Genomic DNA, 17,355 nt, shown 5'->3' with positions numbered 1-17,355 from the left:
CAGATGGACGATATCCCTGCACAAGGTGGGCGCGAACTTGCCGATCGTCAAGTCACTAGGCGACCTCTCTGTTACTATGGTGATGACTTTACAGGCTCAACGGATGTGCTGGAATCATTATTTCAGGCGGGGCTTCAAACCGTCCTATTTCTGGACCCTCCTGAGCCTGAATTGCTGCAGGCGCGTTTTCAAGACGTTGACTGTTTTGGCGTGGCTGGCGTGGGACGCTCTTTAACGCCTGAAGAGATGGAGAGGGAGCTGCGCCCGATCTTTACGATGTTAAAAGCGGCTGGAGCTGCAGTTGTGCACTATAAAATATGCTCAACCTTCGACTCCTCAGCTAGTATGGGTTCTATCGGCAAAGCGGCGGAAATCGGGCGAGAGGTGTTTGGAGGCAGATATATTCCACTGCTTGTGGGAGTCCCTTATCTAGGCCGATATACAGTTTTCGGCAACCATTTTGCAGCTGGCGGAGCGGGACGCGCTGTGCATCGGCTAGATCGTCATCCGACGATGGCCAAGCACCCGGTTACGCCGATGGCGGAAGCTGATCTTCGTCAGCATTTAGAGAAGCAAACCACGCTGAAAACCTCTTTGCTTGATATTTTGGCGCTCGAAGGCTCGGATGCTGAGGTGCGCGAGCGATTAGAGTCGGTTATTCGTCAGGAACACCCCGACCTGCTTCTTTTTGACGTCTTGGATAAAGAACGGTTAGAAACGGCAGGCAGAATGATTTGGGAGGAAGCACAATCGCATGACGGGTTATTTGTCATTGGATCGTCTGGTATTGAATATGCGCTTGGTGAAGTTTGGCGCAAAGAAGCGGGTACAACTGCGGGCGGATTGGCCGAAGTAGAATTGGAGATGATGGCAGTCTCGGAGGTATCGCCATCGCCACTATTAGTCATTTCAGGCAGTTGTTCGCCGGTTACTGAAGGGCAGATTCAACATGCGCTGAGGGCCGGATTTGTAGGCATTCGGGCTCCTGTGGATGAGCTGATACTAGCTGAAACTCAAGAGGTTGCTAGAGCTGCTCTGAAACAAGAGGCACAGCAATGGCTGGCAAGCGGGAAAAGTGTCATTATCTACACGGCAACGGGGCCAAACGATGAAAGCATAGCGTATACTCGTAAGGTGCTGGCAGCTCAGGAAATGAAATCAACAGACAGTAGCCGTCTGTTGGGCATGGCTCTTGGCTCTCTCACGAAAGAACTAGTCCAGCAGCTTGGAATTTCACGTCTTTTAATTGCAGGTGGAGACACTTCGGGGTATGTGACGAGGGAGCTTGGGATCTATGCTTTAGAATGTCTGTCTGTTTTGGATCCAGGCGGACCGCTCTGTCGTGCATATTCTAATGACCCGCAGTTTGACGGTCTGGAGCTTGTACTCAAGGGCGGGCAGGTTGGCGGTGTGAATTTTTTTGAGAAAGTTGCTGGTTATAAAGGAGTAAAGGCCCAAAGGAGAAAATGACCTTTGGGCTTTTTTCAATGAGCATTTTTATTTATTATATTTGAAACTGCGTCTTTTCCCTTTTTAAGATTACGAACTGCCATGATAATTTTTGCACCTTTGCACTTAATATAGTCGATGCTTCAAGTCCAAGCCCACTGTTTGCGCCTGTAATTAATATTATTTTCCCTAGTATATAGAAAGTTTCTAAATGGCTGGATAGCCGAATCCCTGATAGTTGTAGTAAGAATGAGGATAAGTTCGAACTCAAATCCACAAACAAGGAATTTGTCCTAGAGGACCATGAAACTAAGAATGTCAAATGGATCTTCCTGCTTTAAACCGAATATAGATTCTCAAAATTGTTGAGAAATCTATAATTATGAATTAATATACAGGAAGTACTTCATCCAAGTTTAGTTTGACGCGTAATAAAGGGAAGTAATGGTGTAAGCCCTTCTTATGAAGGGCTTTTGTTTTGACGTGAACGCTAAGGAAGGCAGATCATCCGTTACATTTTTTTGTACTAAAGTATTTCTAGTAAGGCTATTTCACTTCGTAGGAGTTGACTGTCGGATCATGATAAAGAAAGAAATCGCGCATATTCGCAAGCACTTTAGATTAGATAACGAAATGCTTAAAATTCACGATATTTTTAACGTGTATATCATGAAGGAAAGCAACGAGATCTACCATTATGAGCGCCAACCGTTCGCCCTAGTGGATAGGGAGAAGCAGGAATTATATATGGCTAATTTCAAAAAACTGCTGACCGGCGAATTAGATCAGAAGATGTACGAGTTAAAGTTTCAGGAGGAGGCGGATCAGCCTTCACAGGTGCTTCTCCATCAAGGTTTGGTGACCGGTAATGCGGAAGAATGGCAAGATCTGATGCTTTTGTTGGTAGAGAAAATGTTGGTGGATACCAAATACGAGCAGGATACAGTGATCACTTTCGTTCGCGGACAATATTCGCGGCCGACCAAGAGTAGGAACGAAGATGCCATGGAGAGCGAAAAGAACGAGATGTTCGCGAATCTATTCATTCTGTGCAGCGTGAATTCTACGGAACAACAGAAGAAAACACTCATGTTTGACTATGTGGAGAGAGAATTTAAGTATAATGTCTTCGTAGATCCCATCATCAAATTGAACACGCCGGAACAAGGTTTTTTCTACCCTAGTGTGACGGACAACTATTCCGACGTGAATCGCATTCTGTATTGCTCGGGGAGAGCGAATGAACCGAACTGGCATTTCATCGAGCAAGTCTTAAATGCCGAGAAGACCGTGACGGCGTTAGAAGAAAGAGCCATTTTTGAAGACATCGTGAAAGAAGTGGTGGGTGATCAACTGGATGCCGCTACGATCGCTCATGTGTACGAGGAAATTCATCGGGTCATCGAGTCCAACGAGGAGGAGGAGCCTCCAAAGCTGGATTATAAAGATGTTGAACGCATGTTGTCGACGAGTGGCGTGGAAAACGTGACGATGGAAAAGGTGGAACGAGCATTCCAAAATGTCATCGACGACAAAAACTATGAAATCAAAGCGAGCAGTGTTCTTCCGAAGTTTACATCGAAATCGATTAAGATTGATACGAAGGTAGCCACGATTACGGTCAGTCCGCAAGATTTAAAGTACGTGAGACAGGTGAGTTATCAAGGAAAACGATGTATTTTGATTGAAGTTGATGAAGACGTCGTGATCGAAGGATTTACGCTCAATACGGAGACGTTGTAGAGTGGGGAACGTTTACGCCTACGGCGCAAAATTCTAATTAATTCTGAAACAACAAAAACGGAGCACCGCGAGTTTGCGGGCTCCGTTTTATAATTATTAATGATGCATCACTCTTATACAGCAGTTCGAGAATCCGTGAGGATGGTAAATAAATAGGAAGACGCTACAAGATCGCTGAATGAGCCCGGACCAATGACCGGCATCCGTTCCCATGCTTTTTCGAGTTGGCTTCCCTTTTTAGGTGTTATGATATGGCAACAACGAACTGACAATTAAAGACAACGTCTGCCTGTATACCGTATGGGCCGACTGTACATCTCCCAAATGTCCACCAAAGTACAGATGAATAACGCCGTGGAGCGAGGCCCAAAAGATACGTATAACGGATTCCGTGTCATACTGGTCGGGAATCAGCCCTTTTTCTTGCGCATTGCTAATTACAGTCAATAATTGCCGCATGGCAGTTACGGTACCATGCATACTTTCCTCGTCCGGCTTGAAATCTGAGAAAGCTCCTCCGAACATCAGCTTATAATAACTGGAGTAACGCTGCCCAAATTGCCAAAAGGATTCTCCAAAGTTCAGCATTTGCTGTGCCGGATCAGCAGCATGTGGCGTCCTCTCGAATTCATTAGCGAGCAGCTTACAACCGTCCAGATACAACTGCTGAGCCAAGCCCTCTTTATTGACAAATAAACTATAAATGATTTTCGTCGAGCAACCCATTTTCTGCGAAACTTTACGCACAGTAACGGCTTCCGGCCCCTCTTCTTGCAAGAGAGTTGCCGCAGCATCAACTACGAGCTTACGGAGATTTTCGGTATTTTGCAAGCGAGCTTCTTGGTAGGTTTTCAATACGCGTGAGTTCGCATTGGAGGAGATATCTTGACCGTTCATAATCATCACCTTCGGTTATCGTTTTTGCATCAGGAAACAAATTTACAGACTCTCTTGCAAGGAATTCTATCGAGTTGTTAAGTAGTTGTCAATGAGACGTAAGATGTTCAAGGATGTACAAAGAGCATATTGACTTTCTAGAAAAGGCGGGATACAATCAAACCATTCGGAAACACTGTTACCATAGTGCGATGATTTTTATCTTTCTGGAGTATTAGGAGATATTCGCGCTCAATTGGTAACGTTGTTACTATATTATAACATAGCATTCAAGAGGGGAGTAGCGCTTTGAAGATTCAAGGTAAATCGGCTTGGTAAAATCGTTGTCCAAATCTAAATCTCGCGAAAATGACAAAGGAGAGACATAAATGCCTAATACACAAGTTCGCTCAGTTAAATCTACTGAAGGCGTGAATCGTCCGAAACGCTCACTACGTGCTGGGACATGGGTCCTATCGCTGCTCGCGGTGCTCGTTCTAGGATTACTCGTTTTCTTGTTCTTGCCTTCACCCATCGAACCGACAAAATGGTCCGCGCCAACGGCTCCTTCTTTTGAGGAAGAGGGTCCATGGAAACAAAACAACAAACTTAGCTCGGCTCAGCTTGTAACTGATGCTCCTCAATTCCCGGAATTCATTTCATTCGATAAAGAAGGCCAACTATACACGGGAGATTCCAATGGGGTAATTTACAAGGTTCCTTTAGATGCAAAGGGGAACCCGCAAAAGGCACAAGTGTTTGCAGATACCAAAGGAACGCCTAATGGACTCATTTTCGATGCCAATGGTAATTTGATCGTTACTGATGTTAAGAAGGGACTGCTATCTATAAACCCTTCCGGGAGCATAGAGGTATTGGCCAATCAAGTGGACGGCAATCCGATCTACTTAGCTAACGAGCTTGATATTGCCAAGGACGGTGTAATTTATTTCTCTGATACCTCGAACTATGGCAGCGTGACCTTCAAAGAAATTGCCGAGAACAAGCCGCATGGACGTTTGCTGAAGTACGATCCAATGACTAAGCAGACTTCTGTCCTGTTAGAAGGACTCTATTTTGCAAACGGGGTAGCCTTGTCTGCGGATGAAGATTTTGTGCTTGTGGCGGAATCGTATCATTATCAGTTGACCAGATACTGGCTCAAGGGTCCAAAGAAAGGGACATCTGATATTTTTGTGGATAATCTCGCGGGCTTTCCAGATAACATTACGCGTGATGAGCAAGGTCATTTCTGGGTCGGTATCTTCACGACGCGCATTCCTTTTGTAGATCAGATGCATAGCAGCCCTTGGTTAGCCAGTACCATGGCCAAATTGCCGGAGTCACTACTTAGTGGCGCAAGTGCACCCGTGAAGCATGGGCTTGCTGTGGAGCTCAGCTCGCAGGGAGAACTTATCGGAAGCTGGCATGATCCGGAAGGCAAACTATATGGCGTAACGACGGCTGCAAGCCATAATGGATATTTATATATAGGAACGGCACCTGGAGGCAGTCTTGGTGTTCATCGTGTACTTTTAACAAAATAAGGTCGGAATCCGGGAGGTAAATGTAATACCGCAAGTGGTTCGAGATGAAGGTATTGATCCGAAGATAACTAAATGCTAATGAATACTGAAAACAACAAAAACGGAGATCCGCGGGTTTGCGGGCTCCGTTTTCTAATTATTTATGGAATATCACAGATTAAATGTTTCAAAAAATCAAGTAATACGTTCATATCGATTTTTGATAAATCAAATCGTCTTTTTACATTTACATTCCAGTTTGTCAAGCCTATGATTAATTTATCAAAATGTTTAACACAACTCATGTTTAAAAGGAGTTTTAATTTATGAAAAAAACAGATTTTATCGAAAACAAGTCACAAGCGTATGAGACTCGACAAAATTGCCATGGTGGGACTGGTCCTTTTCAACTAAAGGATATTATTCAAACGGTTGCAGCGAGCGATAGGCAGTACATTAAATTCATTCATGATGATATAATCCCGCCAGATTCTACCTTCGGCTATCACCAACATAACAGCGATGCTCCCATGGAAGAGTGGTATTATTGCATTTCTGGCCACGGAATCATGGAGCTTGATGGTAACCAATACGAGATGTCGGCCGGCGACATAAGCGTCTGCCGTGCAACCGGCAGTCACGGTCTTATTAATAACGGTCCAGAGGATTTAAGAATTATCGTGATATATGCTTCTGCAATAAAATAACGGGGGGATAAGCTTGAGCAACAGAAAACTTAAAGTAGGTGTTGTCGGATTAACTGTGGGAGCAAGTCATGTTAAAGACTACGCTAGCAGCGACACCGTTAAAGAAATTGTACTGTGCGACGTTGATGAATCAAGACTGAAAGAGATCGGCGATAAATATAACATTTCAAAAAAATATACGGATTTCGATAAGATGCTGAAAGAGGAAAATTTGGATGCGATTAGCATCGCAGTTCCTAATTTTTTGCATATGAGACTTTCCATTCAGGCGATGGAAGCGGGTGTGCATGTGCTGTGTGAAAAACCCATGGCAAGAAATGCGGAAGAGGGGAGGAAAATGCTAGAGGCCTCTCAAAAGTACAACAAGAAGTTAATGATCAACTTCAATCAGCGTTTTCTACACGAATGCCAAACGTTAAAATCCGTGATCGACGAAGGCAAGCTCGGCGATATCTATTATGTGCGGACCTTGTGGCAACGGAGACGAGGGGTGCCATGGTGGTATCCGCTTTCATCTGGAAAAGAAGTATGCGGTGGTGGAGCTCTCATTGATCTTGGCGTCCATGTGCTTGACCGTGCTATGTGGTTTTGCGGGGATCCAGATCCGGAATGGGTACTAGGGAACACGTTTTGCAAGGTCTCCAAGGACGAGGCTGCGCGCAAAGGCATTCAGAATTTCGAACTTGAAGACATGGGTGTAGCTATGTTTCGTATGACTAACGGGGTTATGCTTGAATTGGAAGCATCCTGGGCCAGCAATCGAGAGAACGAGATGATTACAACACGAATTTATGGTTCCAAGGGTGGTGCGGTTCTGCAAAGAGTAGTTGGAGCTGAGAATGCTACAGGCAATAAAGTGTTTTTGGAAATCGGTGGGGAAGTCCATAACATTCCTTTAGAAGATATGAAGATTTCTAAGATGCCGAACGTTCGGCAAGCGTTTCTAGATGCCATTATTAATGATGAAGAGGTACCGTGCACACCTCAACAAGGACTTAAGATTACTCAAATGTTAGATATGGTTTACTTGAGCGCTGAAAATGGCACGCCGGTCAAATTCGAATGATTGATTGATGCAGCAATTCAATTACGAAATCTGCTTGGAGACATTCCTGTTTTTGCTTGAAAAAAACGAGAAAAATTATAGATATCCGAAAAACCGCAACTGCTCGCAATGTCCGTGATACTGAGAGTAGACATGCGTAACAGAGTCTTGGCAGTTTCCAATCTGCAGCGCTGCAGATAGGCGTAGGGCGTAACACCGCGTTCCTGTTTAAAAATGCGAATAAAATGATCTGTCGTAAGAGAAAAGTTCTGGGCAAGTTCGCTCATATCATATTGCTGCTGAGGGTGTTGTTGAAACATACGGCATAGCTCATCAATTTTTATTGTATATGCTCCGGTTGATGTTGGCGTTATATGTTGATATTCCGTAATAAGTGCTTGCAGCCATACTTCCATTTGCGTCAAGTTATTTCTCTCTTCGGCTAAACGAAAGCGATTGAAAAGCTCAAGTACAAAATGATATTGATCAAAATGACGATGCTCAGGCAAGTCACACAAGATATCCGGATTTTGCAATGTAAAATCTATATAACGTACATCGAGACTGGTATGTTCACTTTGATAGGCGTCGACCTCATTCTGATAATTGATAAAAAAAACATCACCGATGCTTAATTTGTAGCAGTTCTTGCCTAGCATGATTTGACCTTCTCCACCCCAAATACTCCACAAAGTAAACCCTGGATGACAACCGACGGGAACATGCCATTTCCATTCTGGAACGCAGTGTTTCCCGTTATGCATTGATAGGATCTCCATATAATCACTCCGGTTAATAGTTGTCGATTTTTCATAAAATATTGTTTCATTTATATCCCAAATAGTCAAGTCAAATGCTGGATTGGATTGATAAGCAGCACTGTCTCATCATCCCATCCTTCTTCGGCACAGCGTTAACCGCGATAAACGCGGTTTTTTTGTTTTATTGCAGGGGAAGACACTAGTTATATAGAAGATTCTTACAATGTGAATGTTATTTCGAAAAGGGGGATGATCATGAGAAGGACAAGTTACTTCGTAAAGCTGCTCTTCTTCAACATCGTACTGGTCATCATTGCTGTTTCGTTTCTCGGTTACATTGCCTATTATAAAACATCCGGCTTAATGAACGAGAAGATCGATAAAATAAATGCACAGCTTCTCCTTCAGACGCAGCTTCAGTTGGAAAATTCGTTGCAATCCGTTGAAAGCGCCATCATCCAATTTACTTTGCTTCCGAGCTTCACAAGTATATTGAACGATAATCTTACGATGAACAGCTATGACAATTATGTAAAAGTTAAAAATATGGTAGGAGAGATTAGCTCTCTATATTCGCATTCCTCGATTATCAACAGTTTGGAAATTATTAATTTGGAAAAAGGGTGGGTTTTACGAAATGGCGGGGTACTCCCGATAACCGAGGTATACAACGATGAAGAAATGAATCAGCTTAGGCAAGTCGCCTCAGGTTCAACATGGAGTAAAACGACTGATTCTGATTTTTTCCAGTACACATTGAGGGTGCCCTTTTCAGCATTTGACCGATTCCAGGGAATCGTAAGAACAAAAATTTCGAGCATCGATTCGTTTCGTGAGTTGATGGCGAACAAAGACTTAGGTCAAATGACGATGATTGACGACAAGGGCAGCGTGATTCGGAACATAACGCAGTATGACCTTCGCGATCAAGATGTGAACCAGATTGCCCAAATGACTCAATCGCAAGTGAAGCAAGTCCCTCAAGGTAATTTCTTAACCAGGATCAATGGATCCAAATATTCGTTCACTTTTCGACATTCAGAGAAATACAAATGGACCTATTTATCGATGGTATCAACCCTAGAGGCCGAGCAAAACTCCCGGTTTATTGGCCTGTTTATTTTTATCACAGGTTTTGTTGTGATTAGTGTATTTTTCGTGTTTTCCTTTTACGGTACTAGAAAACTATACTCTCCTATCAAACGGCTGTACCATATGGTCGCGTTCAACTCTTCAGACAAATTGAATGTCCAGTCGCAAAGCAATGAAATGGATTATATAAATAATCGAATGCATGCTTTTTTTCAGGACAGCCAGAAGCTCAGAGGCCAGTTACATATTCAAAAGAATCAGCTGAACGATTTTTTTGCATATAAATTGTTTCAAGGTGAAGTGAGGCCTCAGGAAATTGAAAGTAACCTCGGTTCTGATGCGGACTGGAATCATTTTTGTGTGCTCACGGTGCAGATCGACACATTAACAGATACCGGTTATATGGATACGGACCGCGATCTTTTATTATTTGCAGTAAAAAATATGCTTGGCGAAACCGCCTCGGAATTGTTAGTCCTGAATCCGGTCATTATGAATCATATGCAAGTCGTTCTGCTCGGCGCTGAGTATCAAAATATTGACACTTTCAAGGAGGAACTTTATTTACTGTCTCGTTCTATCCAACAGGTTGTCAAACAGTATTTGCGTCTTCAAGTAAGCATTGGGATCAGCCGTCCGTTCCACCAGCCGGTAGATGCTTCTACTGCATATGGTGAGGCAACGGATGCGTTAAAATCAAGGTTTACCCAGGGCAGGGAAGCCATCCTGTATGCTTCCGATTTTGATGTGAACGATTCGGGCAACACCGGTAAATACCCCGGATTTATGGTGAAAGAATTAATCGATGCGATCAAATTCGCTGACGTTGAGCAAGCTAAGCGAGCTCTTCATAATATCCTTGCGGAAATGTGTTCGGGTCAATATGGCTATCGGTATTGTTCCATGTATATTTTTCTGTTGCTGATGGATTTAATCAAGATTTCGCATCAATCAGATGAAATGTTCATCTCTTTGTTTAAAGAAAAACCGATTTTTCAGAAACTAGATCAGCTGTTGCAGACTTCCGTCCAAGAATTGGAGACTTGGATATACGGTCATGTCGTAGAACCGACCTTAGAGGAAATGTTGGCTCGCAGCGAATCCCAACAGAAGAATATCATTAAAACATTGATTCAGATCATTCATGATGAATACCATTCCGAGTTGACGTTGGAGGCCTGCGCTTCGCGTCTTCATTATAACCCGAACTATTTGGGGCAAATTTTTCGAAAAGAAATGGGAAGCAGCTTTAGCGATTATTTATCCCATTATAGGTTAAATATGGCGAGAAGACTGTTGGCGGAGACCGATGATCAAATTCAGGAGATCGCTGAAAAACTGAGATTCAGTAATTCACAAAATTTTATTCGTTATTTTAAGAAGATGGAAGGCATTACACCTAAACAGTACCGAGATAATTTGGTGAAGCATAAAGAATAAAGCAGCTTGGACAGCGCAGGCCGACCGCTCTTGAAAGAGCGAGTGGCATGCGCGTTTTTTTTGATATGAGGGGGCTCCCCCAAAAGTAATCGGATTTAACTTCGAAGGCAGTCGTCACTTTTGGGGGGACTTTTTGGGTAATCATTTCGTTACTGTGCTCGAGATTATCCGCGAAAACCGGGGAAACCGAATGATCAGTAGAGTACTGAGGTGCGGATTATTTACAATCTGCCTCCCCTTCTAGTACCTTTAGCCTTATCAAACACGAGATGGGAGGAATCATATTGAAAGCGTTGACAGAAGTAGCAGAGAATAATCACCATCCTAACGTCGCCCTGACGGAAGGGATTTGGGACAAGTTTTTAAAGGAAGTAAAAAGGGACTATTGGTTATATCTCATGCTGCTGCCGGGCGTAATTTATTTTCTGATTTTCCGTTATCTTCCGATGTGGGGACTGGTGATTGCGTTTCAGAACTATATGCCGTTCCTTGGAATCTCCAAAAGCGAGTGGGTGGGCTTCGCTCATTTTCATGCTTTATTCAGTAGCCCCGATTTCTGGATGCTGCTGCGAAATACGGCGATCCTAGCGGCGTACAACATTTTTCTGTTTTTTCCGTTGCCTATCATTATTGCGTTAATGCTCAATGAAGTCCGGCATGAAGTGTTCAAAAAGTTTGTCGTTTTGCTGGTTTACGTTCCGCATTTTCTTTCGTGGGTTATCGTTGTTAGCTTTTTCTATTTTTTCTTTACGATCGAGAACGGTATTGTTAATGAGATCTTGCAGTCGCTCGGATTCCAGAAAGTACATTTTCTGGATAGCACTCGTTGGTTTAGACCGATGGTCACCTTGGAAGTCATATGGAAAGAGACGGGATGGGGAACGATTATCTTTATGGCGGCGCTGGCTGGCGTCAATCCTCAGCTTTATGAGGCGGCCCGTATGGATGGGGCGAACCGCTGGCGGCAGCTTTATCACATTACACTGCCTTCGATTCGAAGCACTATCGTCATCCTGTTGATTCTGCGGCTGGGATCGTTTCTCGATACCGGCTTCGAACAAATCTATTTGATGCTGAATACGCTCAACCGAGAAGTCGGGGAGGTGTTCGACACCTACGTATACACGGTGGGGATCTTAGGCGGCCAATTCGGCTTCAGTGCGGCGGTTGGCATGTTCAAGTCAGTGATCGGACTTGTTTTGGTTTTGCTCACAAACCGGCTTGCCAAAAAATTCGGGGAAGAAGGCATTTACTAAGCTTACAGGAGAGGAGGTGAGGGCATAGTTATGTACAGATCATGGGGCAGTAAGCTGTTTGATAGCGTTAATTATTTTCTTTTATTTTTGATGGCCGTGATTACTGTCGTTCCGTTTCTGCTCAACGTGACCGGCTCGTTCGCAGCTCCCAAGGAAGCTCTCCAGAAAAGCTTTGTGATCATCCCAGAGACGTTTTCACTCGCCGCTTACCGGTACATTTTCAGCACGAATACGATTCCGCACTCGTTATGGGTCACGATTTTCATCACAGTTGCTGGAACGGCCATTAACATTGTGCTTACCGCTTTGATGGCGTTTCCTTTGGCCAATAAACGGCTAAGGATACGCAGGCCGGTCATGCTGATGGTCATTTTCTCCATGCTGTTCAGCGGAGGTATGATTCCGACCTATTTGGTCGTGAAAAATCTAGGATTGCTCGACACTTATGGGGCACTACTGCTTCCCGGGGCCATTAGTGCCTTTTATCTGATCATTTTGAAAAACTTTTTCGCTCAGCTGCCGGATGAACTGGAGGATTCGGCCCGAATCGACGGCGCTAGCGATCCACAGATCTTGTTCATGATCGTGATTCCGCTGTCGATGCCGGCGATTGCGACATTAACACTGTTTTATGCAGTCGGACATTGGAATCAATTTCTAAACGCTCTTCTCTATATTAATGATGCAAGCAAGTTCCCGATCCAGGTATGGCTGCGTCAAATCGTCCTTTTGTCACAAACCGGCATAGGTGATTCCGCCAACAACTTCGAGGGGGTGATTCCGCCGGGGAAAACGATCCAAATGGGTGTAACAGTCGTATCCACAGTTCCCATCCTGCTTGTATATCCTTTCTTGCAACGGCATTTTGCTAAAGGCGTGCTGCTCGGGTCCGTAAAAGAGTAGGAAACACGGCTCGGGAGCGGAAAACCATTTCAATACAAATATGGAGGTTATGCTTTATGAATAAAGGGATTAAGAGAATAGCACCTGCGGTGTCGTTACTGCTTATCGCGGCTTTGACTGGATGTTCCGGAAGCAGTAATCCATCTGCAGCGGGCAGTACGGATTCGTCAGCTCCTTTTCGAATCAAAATGATGAGCCAATTTGAAACGGCAGAGCCCCCGACAGCGGACAACCCCATTGTGAAATACATCGAACAGCAGACGAATACGAAGCTCGATATCACATGGGTGCTGAACTCCAATTATACAGATAAATTGAATGTATCGATGGCATCCGGGGACCTGCCGCAAGCGATGCTTGTCGTCAATCCGCAGGATACGGTCATCGTAAGCGCTGCACAGAGCGGATTCTTCTGGGATGTCGAGCCCTATTTGAAGGACTATCCGAACCTAAGCAAACTAGATAAAGATACACTGAACAATACCCGGATCAACGGAAAAATATATGGTCTTTATCGGGGCCGTTACCCGGAAAGGATCGTCATGTATTACCGGAAAGATTGGCTGGATAAAGCAGGGGTTAAAGAGCTGCCTAAAACCGTGGATGATTATTATAATGTGCTAAAAGCATTTACGTTGAATGACCCGGATGGAAACGGGAAGAAGGACACATGGGGCATCACTGAAAATAAAGATTTGGGCACCTATACGTTTCCGCTCCTGTTCGGCGCGCCGTATGGCTGGGGGTATATCAATAACCAGATGGTTCCCGATTTCATGACCAAAGAATATGTGGACTATTTGAAATTCATGAAAAAGCTATACGACGAGAAGATCCTCAATCAGGACTTTGCCACAGTGCCGGGCGCAAAAGTATCGGAGGATTGGACCAACGGGAAAATCGGCATCCGAGGAAACATCGTCGAAGCTTACCGCGGCGAAACGTTCGTCGGCCTTGGCAAGACGCTGCCGGGCGCAGACGTTCACTTCATTCCGGCGCTAGTATCCACGATCGGTCAAAAGCGGGTTGCCAAGGGCAGCGGGTACCTGGGCATGTATATGTTTCCGAAGTCGAGCGTCAAGACGGAAGTGGATTTGAAGAAGATTTTGAGCTTCTTTGACAAGATGGCCGACGACAAGTTAGTGAAAACGGTCCTGCTCGGTATTGATGGGGTTCATTACAAGGATGAGAACGGCGTACAGAAGATTTTGGACGACACCAAATACAATAAGGAAGTCGTGCCGATCCAACACCTCGCCATGCGTTCGGTCCTGATCAACAACGGAACGCCGCTTGCGAAAGAGGCGATGGATGCACTTGCGGAAATCAAGCAGTACGGCGTTGCGGACGCATCGTATGGACTCATCCTAAGCGATGATAGTAAGAAAAAGCTGTCGACGAATAAGAAAATCATCGACGACGCGAAAATCAAGTTCATCATGGGCGTCATCGACGAAGCGGGCTGGGGCAAAGAGCTTGAGAAATGGAAGCAGTCGGGCGGCGCCGACGTTATCAAGGAATATACCGAGCTGTACAACAAATACAAGAAATAACAGACTTGGAGCGTGAATTCAGGTATGAATTATCGAGAGCTTGTGTCTCGCGGAGATTTGCACTACGAACACACTGTCAAAAGAAGTGAAGGCGGACTTCCGATCGGAAACGGAAAAATGGGAAGCCTTCTTTGGACATCCCCGTCGGCTGTGAAATTGCAGGTGAATCGCGTCGATGTGTATGCCAATGACCGCTCCACGAACAGCTTCAATCAAAGGCATCTGGATTACGGCTACGCCTGCGGTTTCGTCGACATCGATTTTGTGGATTACGGGGAAGACGTGTTTCAGGACGGAACGGTTCGCCAGCATTTAAGTTTATACGATGCGACGGCCTCTATCCACGGTAATGGAGTTGCTCTCGAAGCGATTGCTTATGACCACAGCGATGTGTATGCCTTTAAGGTCGAGGATGGAAGGAAAAGCCCGCAAGGCATCAACATCAGGTTGAAGATGCTCCGGCAAGCGGAAGTCGCGACGAAGAGTCATACGGCGGTTTCCAAACTCATCATGCACAAAGACGTGATGATCTTGAAGCAGGAATTCAGGGAGGGCAGCTATTACTGCTCATCGGCGGTCGCGGTCGGAATCTCCGGCTGCGACGGGATCATCCGGATGAACGATGAACTTGGCGGAAGGGCGCCTGTCACCGATTTTAGAGTGAGTAAAGTACTCGGGCAGCCGAATGAGACGGAAATGCGCCTATGCATCAAACCGGGTACGGGAAGCTTCGAAATCTACATCGCAAGCAGCGCCACCTTTGATGAAACAGTGGACGTCACCGCGTTGGCAGTAAATCAATTGGAAGCAGCAAGAAAAGCGGGCTATGAGCGCTTGCTGATGGAGCATAAGCTTTGGTGGAACGAGTTTTGGCAAAAATCATTCATTCGCTTAAGCAGCAATGACGGCAGCGCCGAATTGGTGGAGAAGCATTATACGTACTATGTGTATCTGATGGCGTCAAATTCCCGAGGCGGAAAATTTGCTCCCAACTTCGGCGGCATGCTGCTGAGCCCGCGCGGGGACTCCAGACACTGGGGAGCCATGCAGTGGTGGAGCAACCTCAGGTTATATTACAATGCGGTTCTGGCAACAGGACACTATGAGTTGATGCAGCCTTATTTCGACATGTATTCGGGTATGTACGATTCGTGCGCCAAAGCGGCGGAGCAGCAGTGGGGCAGCAAGGGGATCTATATTCCCGAAACTGTATGGTTTAACGGTGTGGATGAGCTGCCCGAAGATATTGCCTCCGAGATGAGAGAGCTTTACTTGCTTCATAAGCCTTGGGAGGAACGCTCCGAAAGATTCAAGAAATACGCACATAAAAAGCATCCGCATGAGAGCCGTTGGAACTGGAAGGGACACGAATCATGGGTAGACGGGGATCTGGTCTATTCCGATAAGAGCTGGGGCCCTTACGGATCCACGACCCATATGTTTTGGAACATAGCGGGCATCGCCTATCATTATTGGAATTATTATGAATTCACCAAAGACAGGGCATGGCTGGAGGATCGGGCATACCCGATGATCAAAGGGGCAGCGGAATTCCTGCGCAATTATCCGCACTTGCGAAAAGAGGATGATGGCAAATACCATATGCTGGGCACGATTAGCGGTGAGAAGTATATCGGGGGCAAAGATACGATTCAAGTGATGTCTTCGCTTCACGGGATCATGCCTGTGCTGCTGAAGGCCGCCCATATATTGGGTGTGGATCAAGACATGTGGCCGGTGTGGGATGAGTTTTATCGCAACCTGGCTCCGCTCCCACGAAGCGATCATCCGGAGGCTGTCTTTAGAACAAAAGATGATGAAGAGCCTGTTTGGGTTGGTGCGATCGGGCGGGTGCTTGACGATCGGAGGGAAATCGCTAACGATCCGATGCGGGATTTTATTCTCTGTTCCTTAGAGACCGCGAGCGAAAATCCGGATTTGTTCCAAACAGGCAAATCCACCCTTGCCTTTCAACAGAATATGCTGGGAGGTGACTGGAGCAAGGCTGTGTCCGAAATGTCGTCCGTTGCCGTCATGCTAGCTGGTATGGGAGTGGCCGAAGGCTTTAAACAAGCTGTCGTGGCGCAGCTGGAATGTGTGAATGCCGATCGTGAATATTGCTACTATGCAGATACGGGGAAAATCAAATATTACGATAATCGGCTGACGGTACGGGAGGGCGTCAACGCCATCAGCGCACAGAGGCTCGGAAATGTGGCGTACGCCTTGCAGGTTGCACTCTGTCAAAGTGGGCCCGGCACCCCCGGCAAAGAGCCGGTCATTAACGTGTTCCCCACTGTCCCTGATGGGTGGGATGTGGAATTCTCGCTTTGGAGTCACGGAGGTTTTAAAGTTACGTCTGAGATCCGAAAAGGCGTTATTGTTTCGTTAAGCATTAAATCCACACTTGGCGGTATTTGCAGACTGCGCAACCCTTGGGGGGAACGGCAAGTGTCCGTGGTGCAGGGAGACCGTGAAGTTAAGAGTTTGAGCGGTTCCTTGTTTGAGTTTGCGACCGGTGCAGGCGATTCGTTCGTCTTTGCCGTCACAGAGTGAGCATTTATCGAGAATCCTAAAAGAACGAATCATATTTCATAAGGAGTGGTTTCAAATGAAAACTTATCGATTGCAGCAGCTCGCCGATGTTATGGAAGGACATATTTTGAAAGACATCATGCCGGGGGATTACATTTCTTACGGTGGACTTGCCTTCGAGAAGCCCGGAGCACGCGCTCATACGAACGATGGGCCGGGCGGCATCGACTATCATGTGCATGAAGATTGCGAAGCTTTCCTGATCATGCAGGGCAAGGGCGAGGTTGAAATCAAAGAACAAGCAGGTTCAATCATGCATCCCGTTAAGACGGGAGATGTCGTCATTATTGAGCCGGGAGAGGATCATCATCTCATTTCTAGCGTGGAAGATCCTATCGTCGTCGTCTGGTGTCATGCCGGACCGTCACGAAACAAAAATCAATTTAATGTAGAGAAGTGAGGATGAGCA

The 17,355-nt window shown here is 45.6% G+C and carries 13 protein-coding genes; 11 read left to right on the top strand and 2 right to left on the bottom strand.

What is annotated here, in order from left to right; all coding sequences use genetic code 11:
• Positions 1–3: 3 nt before the first annotated feature.
• Both ACSQ8P_RS23655 and ACSQ8P_RS23650 read left to right on the top strand, forming a co-directional pair.
• On the top strand, positions 4–1,470 hold the full coding sequence (locus tag ACSQ8P_RS23655; protein WP_436237424.1) for a four-carbon acid sugar kinase family protein: 1,467 nt from the start codon (positions 4–6) through the stop codon (positions 1,468–1,470).
• A 558-nt stretch (positions 1,471–2,028) separates the two neighbouring features.
• On the top strand, positions 2,029–3,192 hold the full coding sequence (locus ACSQ8P_RS23650) for a DUF4317 domain-containing protein (protein WP_436237423.1): 1,164 nt from the start codon (positions 2,029–2,031) through the stop codon (positions 3,190–3,192).
• A 237-nt stretch (positions 3,193–3,429) separates the two neighbouring features.
• Here ACSQ8P_RS23650 and ACSQ8P_RS23645 read toward each other — a convergent pair whose 3' ends face one another.
• Positions 3,430–4,089, bottom strand: coding sequence for a TetR/AcrR family transcriptional regulator (locus tag ACSQ8P_RS23645; RefSeq protein ID WP_436237422.1), 660 nt, complete (start codon positions 4,087–4,089; stop codon positions 3,430–3,432).
• 368 nt (positions 4,090–4,457) lie between these two features.
• Between ACSQ8P_RS23645 and ACSQ8P_RS23640 the strand changes: the two genes are divergently transcribed.
• The 3 genes from ACSQ8P_RS23640 to ACSQ8P_RS23630 all read left to right on the top strand — a co-directional run bounded on the left by ACSQ8P_RS23640 (position 4,458) and on the right by ACSQ8P_RS23630 (position 7,367).
• The gene (locus ACSQ8P_RS23640; RefSeq protein ID WP_436237421.1) at positions 4,458–5,615 is read left to right on the top strand and encodes an SMP-30/gluconolactonase/LRE family protein; all 1,158 of its coding nucleotides are present in this window, start codon (positions 4,458–4,460) and stop codon (positions 5,613–5,615) included.
• 305 nt (positions 5,616–5,920) lie between these two features.
• Positions 5,921–6,301 (top strand): cupin domain-containing protein, encoded by a 381-nt coding sequence (locus ACSQ8P_RS23635; protein WP_436237420.1) that lies wholly within the window; start codon positions 5,921–5,923, stop codon positions 6,299–6,301.
• Positions 6,302–6,314: 13 nt separating this feature from the next.
• Positions 6,315–7,367 (top strand): Gfo/Idh/MocA family protein, encoded by a 1,053-nt coding sequence (locus ACSQ8P_RS23630; protein ID WP_436237419.1) that lies wholly within the window; start codon positions 6,315–6,317, stop codon positions 7,365–7,367.
• Between the two features lie 17 nt (positions 7,368–7,384).
• Here the strand turns inward: ACSQ8P_RS23630 and ACSQ8P_RS23625 are convergent, their stop codons facing one another.
• On the bottom strand, positions 7,385–8,194 hold the full coding sequence (locus ACSQ8P_RS23625; RefSeq protein WP_436237418.1) for a helix-turn-helix transcriptional regulator: 810 nt from the start codon (positions 8,192–8,194) through the stop codon (positions 7,385–7,387).
• A 168-nt stretch (positions 8,195–8,362) separates the two neighbouring features.
• Here ACSQ8P_RS23625 and ACSQ8P_RS23620 point away from each other — a divergent pair, with 168 nt between their 5' ends.
• The 6 genes from ACSQ8P_RS23620 to ACSQ8P_RS23595 all read left to right on the top strand — a co-directional run bounded on the left by ACSQ8P_RS23620 (position 8,363) and on the right by ACSQ8P_RS23595 (position 17,346).
• The gene (locus ACSQ8P_RS23620; RefSeq protein WP_436237417.1) at positions 8,363–10,639 is read left to right on the top strand and encodes a helix-turn-helix domain-containing protein; all 2,277 of its coding nucleotides are present in this window, start codon (positions 8,363–8,365) and stop codon (positions 10,637–10,639) included.
• Positions 10,640–11,037: 398 nt separating this feature from the next.
• Positions 11,038–11,895 (top strand): ABC transporter permease, encoded by an 858-nt coding sequence (locus ACSQ8P_RS23615; RefSeq protein ID WP_436239589.1) that lies wholly within the window; start codon positions 11,038–11,040, stop codon positions 11,893–11,895.
• 30 nt (positions 11,896–11,925) lie between these two features.
• A complete protein-coding gene (locus ACSQ8P_RS23610; protein ID WP_436237416.1) occupies positions 11,926–12,798 on the top strand; it encodes a carbohydrate ABC transporter permease in 873 nt (290 codons plus the stop codon).
• Positions 12,799–12,854: 56 nt separating this feature from the next.
• Entirely contained in the window at positions 12,855–14,351 is a 1,497-nt protein-coding gene (locus tag ACSQ8P_RS23605) for an extracellular solute-binding protein (protein ID WP_436237415.1), read from the top strand.
• 24 nt (positions 14,352–14,375) lie between these two features.
• Positions 14,376–16,907 carry a glycosyl hydrolase family 95 catalytic domain-containing protein gene (locus ACSQ8P_RS23600; protein WP_436237414.1) on the top strand — a complete coding sequence of 844 codons (2,532 nt, stop codon included), beginning with the start codon at positions 14,376–14,378 and terminating at the stop codon, positions 16,905–16,907.
• 55 nt (positions 16,908–16,962) lie between these two features.
• On the top strand, positions 16,963–17,346 hold the full coding sequence (locus tag ACSQ8P_RS23595) for a cupin domain-containing protein (protein ID WP_436237413.1): 384 nt from the start codon (positions 16,963–16,965) through the stop codon (positions 17,344–17,346).
• The last annotated feature ends 9 nt before the right edge of the window (positions 17,347–17,355 follow it).

This window comes from Paenibacillus sp. LjRoot153 (assembly GCF_964253085.1).
GTDB lineage: Bacteria > Bacillota > Bacilli > Paenibacillales > NBRC-103111 > Paenibacillus_E.
This window is presented reverse-complemented; position numbering and strand designations above follow the sequence as displayed.

Excerpts from the sequence above, each read along its gene's own strand:
- ACSQ8P_RS23605 (WP_436237415.1), top strand. The coding sequence starts at position 12,855 with ATGAATAAAGGGATTAAGAGAATAGCACCTGCGGTGTCGTTACTGCTT.
- ACSQ8P_RS23600 (WP_436237414.1), top strand. The coding sequence starts at position 14,376 with ATGAATTATCGAGAGCTTGTGTCTCGCGGAGATTTGCACTACGAACAC.
- ACSQ8P_RS23620 (WP_436237417.1), top strand. The coding sequence starts at position 8,363 with ATGAGAAGGACAAGTTACTTCGTAAAGCTGCTCTTCTTCAACATCGTA.
- ACSQ8P_RS23635 (WP_436237420.1), top strand. The coding sequence starts at position 5,921 with ATGAAAAAAACAGATTTTATCGAAAACAAGTCACAAGCGTATGAGACT.
- ACSQ8P_RS23615 (WP_436239589.1), top strand. The coding sequence starts at position 11,038 with ATGCTGCTGCCGGGCGTAATTTATTTTCTGATTTTCCGTTATCTTCCG.
- ACSQ8P_RS23640 (WP_436237421.1), top strand. The coding sequence starts at position 4,458 with ATGCCTAATACACAAGTTCGCTCAGTTAAATCTACTGAAGGCGTGAAT.
- ACSQ8P_RS23595 (WP_436237413.1), top strand. The coding sequence starts at position 16,963 with ATGAAAACTTATCGATTGCAGCAGCTCGCCGATGTTATGGAAGGACAT.
- ACSQ8P_RS23655 (WP_436237424.1), top strand. The coding sequence starts at position 4 with ATGGACGATATCCCTGCACAAGGTGGGCGCGAACTTGCCGATCGTCAA.
- ACSQ8P_RS23610 (WP_436237416.1), top strand. The coding sequence starts at position 11,926 with ATGTACAGATCATGGGGCAGTAAGCTGTTTGATAGCGTTAATTATTTT.
- ACSQ8P_RS23645 (WP_436237422.1), bottom strand. The coding sequence starts at position 4,089 with ATGAACGGTCAAGATATCTCCTCCAATGCGAACTCACGCGTATTGAAA.
- ACSQ8P_RS23650 (WP_436237423.1), top strand. The coding sequence starts at position 2,029 with ATGATAAAGAAAGAAATCGCGCATATTCGCAAGCACTTTAGATTAGAT.